Below are 5,540 nucleotides of genomic sequence, written 5' to 3'. Positions count from 1 at the left end.
TCAAGAGTTATATGATTGGCACTGCGACCATCTAACCATTTGTAAATAGAAAATGGATACGGATAATCCTCAGATGGTTTTCCCATTTTTATAGGCGCAGGAATTGCGACACTTAAATGCTTTGCTAGTTTTGGCAGTAAATCTTGTTCTTTAGGTACCTTAAGAGCATAGCTTTCGGCTGTTGGCATGCGGATAAGCATATCATTACCAATTCGATAAGTTCTGTTGTCATGTCCTTGTTTTTCTACAGATTTAATATCTAAGTGCAAATATTCAGGAAATTGCTTTTTAATAATCTTATATGCAAGATCAACATTTATATAATCATCATTCATGACTGCAAACTCTCCTAATATGGCAAATCATTGACATCAACATTAATAAAGTGAGGTTCAATATCTTCTTCCAAATAAATAGCTAGAATTTCGTTATTATTTAGCAATAATGCTTTACACACTCTGTGCATACCATCAATTATTTTGCCTTCTTTGCATAATATAATTGGATATTTTAAGTCGGCATTATTAATTAACCGCATATGATCTACTATATTTTTACATGTAGGTCTTTCTGAGCTTGAATCATACCAATATTCGGATTCAATTTCTTTTATTTCAGTTAAGTTTATTATTTTTGGTTTAATGTGCTTCGTCAATTCTATTATTTTTTTAACATCCCATATCAATAAATCATTTTTAACTTTTCTAAAATGATATTGAGGTCTAATTTCACTCATTATATTAACTCTCTTATCATGTTCAAACCTATAATCCCCTCATTTAAAAGAGAGGCATCACCTACTTGGTTAGCATACCAGCATATAGTTACACTACTATATATCGCTCTAAGCATAGCTATGGTATGAATATTGTTTTCAACTTCTCCATAAATATTCCAAAATATAGAGTGTGCTTCTTTAGGGAGATATTGATATACAATAGCAAGATCTATCGCTGGATGAATAAGCTCAGAGTCTCCCCAATCTATAATTCCATATAAATCATCATTATTTATGATTAAGTGTTTAGCATATAAGTCTCCATGACATAATCTAATATCTTTAGGAATAGTAAGATCCATGTTTTCTTTATAAAAGTTTTCTATTATAGAACAATCTTTTAATAAATTACTTTCTAATAAATAGTCAACACGTTTTTTGAAATCTGAGTATCTAAGCCTAAAATTTAACCTCTTCATTTGGTCTTCTTTTATACCAAGTGACATACATTCTTCTATAGAGGTATTATGTAATTCTTTTAGGGAAATTGCTAACTTGCTAGCTATAGATATTCTACCATTACGACTTAATTTAGCGTTATCCCCAGTCAAACCAGGTATATAATCATGAGCATAAAAAATATATTTAAAACTCTTTGGCGATGAACATATATATTTTGGATAAGGAACGCTAATATATTTTGATCTAATGCATTTTGACAATATATTTATCTCATTTGATAATAGTCTTGCTGCTTCCTCATGTTTAGGAAATCTAAAACACGAACCATTATTAATAATCCATGTAGTATTATCCCATCCTTCTCCTAATAGCTTAATATCATTAATTTCAATATTAGGTACATTTGCATTAATAATTTCAGCGGCATGATCAGCTGATGTTATATTTTTACTTTCCCATGGTCTTTCGCTCATTTGTACTAATTCCTACTGTAAGAGATTATCTTTTAGTTTACGGCTAGTTATATAATTGTTTAAACCAATATGATTTGATAACCCTAAATACTTGGCTATTTTTCTAACAGAGAGTCCTAACGATAGTAGTTCTTTAATTTTATCGATATCATCGTCAAATTTGCTCTTCTGAATAGTACCTTTAGGCTTGCCCAGTTTAATTCCTTGGGCTTTCTTACTAGCTAAAGCTTCTTTTGTTCTTGAACTAATTAGATCTCTTTCTAGCTCAGCAAATAAAGAAAACATAGTAACTATTATTTTCGAGGACATATCATGAGATTTTATATCAAGACCTTGTTTGATAGATATTAATCTTACTTTTTTAGAAATAATTTCATTAACCAAATCAATTACTTCAGATGTACTTCTTCCTAATCTACTAAGTTCTGTAATAATTAATGTATCGGCACCGTCTAATTTATCTAGTAGCTCTTCAATCCTACGAGACTTGGTTGATTGTTTAGATGATATCTCTGTTCCAATAAATTGATCAATTTTAAAGTTATTTTTTCTTGCATATTCATAAATCTCTAATTTTTGATTTTGAGTATCTTGACTACCAGTCGATACTCGAATATATGCAAAAATATTGGACATTTAGCTGGTGGTAAGTATTAACGTTAAATATTAGAAATAATTATACATACTGATTATTTAATTACAAATATATCTATATAACAATAAAGTTTACAATTAATGGACATTTTTACTAATACAAAATAATAACAAATATGGCTAGACTTAAAATTTTATCAGCAGATGATTTTAATAACCTCTATACAATCCCAAAAATAGAGAATCAAGATCGAGAATTTCTATTTGAATTGGATGAGTACGATAATGAATATTTAAATACCTTAACAGATTTATCTTCCAAGATAGACTACATATTACAAATAGAGTATTTTCGTATATCTCAATACTTTTTTAACTTTACTATACATGGAGTTAGGCAAGATTCATGGTATATCATAGAAACATACTATCCTGGTTCCAAATTTCCTAAAAAAGCTACTAGCAAACATTATGTATATCAAAACCGTAAAGCTATCCTTAAAAAATATGAAATGTTTTCATACAATAGTAGCTTTAAAAAGAAACTAGAAACATATTCTAAAGATCTAGCTAAACAACATATAGTACCTAAATATATTTTTGATTCATTATTGGATTTCTGTCATCAAAATAGGTTTGTTAGACCAAGTTATAGCGTACTACAGGAGATTATTTCTGAAGCACTAAATAATGAGAAAAATAGGTTAAGTAATAAATTATATCGTTTGATGGATAAGCCATTTAGAGATGATCTTCAAACTTTATTAGAGAAAGACGATGATTATTATCAACTAACAATAATGAAAAAAGATCAAAAAGATTTTGCTACTAAAAATATTAATAGCACTGTCGAAAAACACAAGTTCCTTGCTAATATCTATAAAAACTCTCTCGAAATTATTAAGCAATTAGATTTAACTGAGCAAAATATTTTATACTATGCTGAACTAGCTGAGTACCATACTATATATGGTTTAAAGCATATGTCTAAAAAGAATTTAGCTAGACTATATTTGATATGCTATGCCTATCATAGATTTCAAAAAATAAGCGACTATCTTATATTTAGTTTCAGCCATAAAGTAAATAGTTACATATCAGGTGGTGAGGAGCACCAAATAAAAGCTTACGAAAACTATCTAGATAGTGAGACAAAGGATAGAAATTCTGTGGCTGATATTTTGAGTCTATTTTATAATAAAAAAGTAGCTGATAATCAAATTCGTGATAAAGCCTTTGAAATTATCCCGAAACACCAGTTTCCCAACTTTACTAGGAATTTTAGGAGGCCTAAATTTAATGCTGAATTTTATCGTTGGGAATATTATGCTGAGTCTGCTGGCTCAATTAAGAAGAATATTAGAGGAAGCTTTAAAGCTATAGATTTTCAATCTGAAAATAAGCATTTAGCTGAATCTATTAACTTTTTTAAAGAACATCTTAATAGTAACAAATCTTTTAAAGACTACGACTTTAGTGAAGTGAAAATAAACTTTGTCCCAAGAAATTTACGTCGATACATTATTGAAAAAGTTAGAATAAAAGGTAGTAATAAAAAAGCCAAAAAGATTAACGGTGATCGTTATGAATTTATGCTGTATATGCAAATAGAAAAGCACATCAGTAATGGTGCTGTCACAGTAGTAGATAGCTTAAGCTATAAATCTTTAAAAGATGAGCTAATACCGAGTGAGCAATGGAAAAATAATAAACCAACTCTTATTAAAAAGCTTAAAAATAAACTCTTACAGACCGATATTGAAATAATTCTTAATGAATTTGAAAAAGAGCTTAGCAATAGATATCACACTACTAATAAGAATATAAATGATGGTTCTAACCAGAAAATAAAAATCAAATATAATAAAAAAGGTGAAATGTTAAGCTGGAGATTACCATATAAAAAAGTAGATGATGGAGTAAATAATCCATTCTATGAAAACCTAGATACAGTAAGCATCAGCGATATAATTTCTCACACTATAAAAGAATCAGGCTTCATAAAAAAGTTCACTCATATTTTACCATCATATTCTAAGAATGAAGCAAATGAGCCAGCTATTTCAGCATGTGTTGTAGCTAAAGGTACAGGTAGCGATATTCATAGAATGAAAGATATTAGTAATATTAAACAATCAGAACTTGAGTCAGCATCTAAAAACTTTCTACGAATAAAAACATTATCTGAAGCTAATGATGCAGTGATTAATAAAGTTGAAAAGCTCTCAATATTCGAGAAATATACACTTGCTGATTATGGCATACATGCTAGTGTTGATGGACAAAAGCTTGAAACTAAATATAATACAATTAAAGCAAGATACTCATCAAAGTATTTTGGGTTTGGTAAAGGTATATCTGCATATACATTATTTGCTAATTGTTTACCGCTATGTTCTAAAATTATTGGAGCCAATGAGCATGAGAGCCATTACTTATTTGATATTTTAAATAGCAATACCACAGATGTTCGAGTATCAGCAGTATCTGGAGATATGCATAGTATAAATAAACTAAACTTTGCTTTATTACATTTCTTTGGATATCGTTTTATGCCAAGATTTACTCGATTAGATGAAAAAGCTAGGGCAAATTTAGTATCATTCGATAGAATTGATAACTATAAAGGCTATACTATTAAACCGAGCAAGCAGGTTAATACCAAGCTAATAATAAAAGAATGGGATAATATACTTAGAATCTTTACAACACTAGGATTAAAAAAGAATACTCAAAGCCATATAGTTAGAAAGCTCTCAGCATATAAATCAAATTCTACACTTCGTGCTTTAGTTGAACTAAATAAAATTATAATGAGCCTGTACATATTACAATATATAGATAGTGAGCAAATTAGAAAGAATGTCCATAGATCACTCAATCGTGGTGAGTCGTATCATCAGCTTAGATCGGCAATAGCAAAGGTTAGCTATCGTAAGCTTGCAGGCAAAACAGAAAAAGAGTTAACTATTAATAATGAGTGTGCTAGATTATTAGCAAATTGTATTATCTTTTATAATGCATCTATTCTATCGAAGCTTTATTGCTATTATAAAAGTAAAAAAATGATAGAAGAATGTAAAAATATTGTAAGATTTTCACCAGTAGCTTGGCAACATATTAATCTTATAGGAATGTATGAATTTGGTGATAGTGCTGAAACCCTTGATTTACAAGGGATTGTGGAATCTCTAATTAACGATTTAAAAATCGGTCACCCCTCTGTAAGCTAGATATAGCAATGATTACAGCTATGATTGCAGAAATTCCGTACCTTCCTGAATAGAACCCCA

5 protein-coding genes are annotated in these 5,540 nt (G+C 29.3%); 1 reads left to right on the top strand and 4 read right to left on the bottom strand.

The features are described 5' to 3' along the window. The 4 genes from F3D59_RS09800 to F3D59_RS09785 form a co-directional block, all read right to left on the bottom strand. Positions 1-335: phosphotransferase (locus F3D59_RS09800; protein ID WP_150464762.1), on the bottom strand; the 335-nt coding region annotated here is incomplete at its 3' end. A 14-nt stretch (positions 336-349) separates the two neighbouring features. Next, positions 350-736 carry a hypothetical protein gene (locus F3D59_RS09795; RefSeq protein WP_224721194.1) on the bottom strand — a complete coding sequence of 129 codons (387 nt, stop codon included), beginning with the start codon at positions 734-736 and terminating at the stop codon, positions 350-352. Further along, positions 736-1,653, bottom strand: coding sequence for a phosphotransferase family protein (locus tag F3D59_RS09790; RefSeq protein WP_150464761.1), 918 nt, complete (start codon positions 1,651-1,653; stop codon positions 736-738). The genes F3D59_RS09795 and F3D59_RS09790 overlap by 1 nt, the downstream gene beginning before the upstream one ends. Positions 1,654-1,665: 12 nt before the next feature. After that, positions 1,666-2,289 carry a recombinase family protein gene (locus F3D59_RS09785; protein ID WP_150464760.1) on the bottom strand — a complete coding sequence of 208 codons (624 nt, stop codon included), beginning with the start codon at positions 2,287-2,289 and terminating at the stop codon, positions 1,666-1,668. A gap of 134 nt (positions 2,290-2,423) precedes the next feature. Here F3D59_RS09785 and F3D59_RS09780 point away from each other — a divergent pair, with 134 nt between their 5' ends. After that, a complete protein-coding gene (locus tag F3D59_RS09780; RefSeq protein WP_150464759.1) occupies positions 2,424-5,480 on the top strand; it encodes a Tn3 family transposase in 3,057 nt (1,018 codons plus the stop codon). Positions 5,481-5,540 lie beyond the last annotated feature (60 nt).

Origin of the sequence: Francisella sp. XLW-1 (genome assembly GCF_008711455.1) — a bacterium.
In the GTDB taxonomy this organism is placed as follows: domain Bacteria; phylum Pseudomonadota; class Gammaproteobacteria; order Francisellales; family Francisellaceae; genus Francisella; species Francisella salimarina.
Note: the sequence above shows the minus strand (reverse complement) of the source record. Positions and strands in the feature narration are given on the sequence as shown.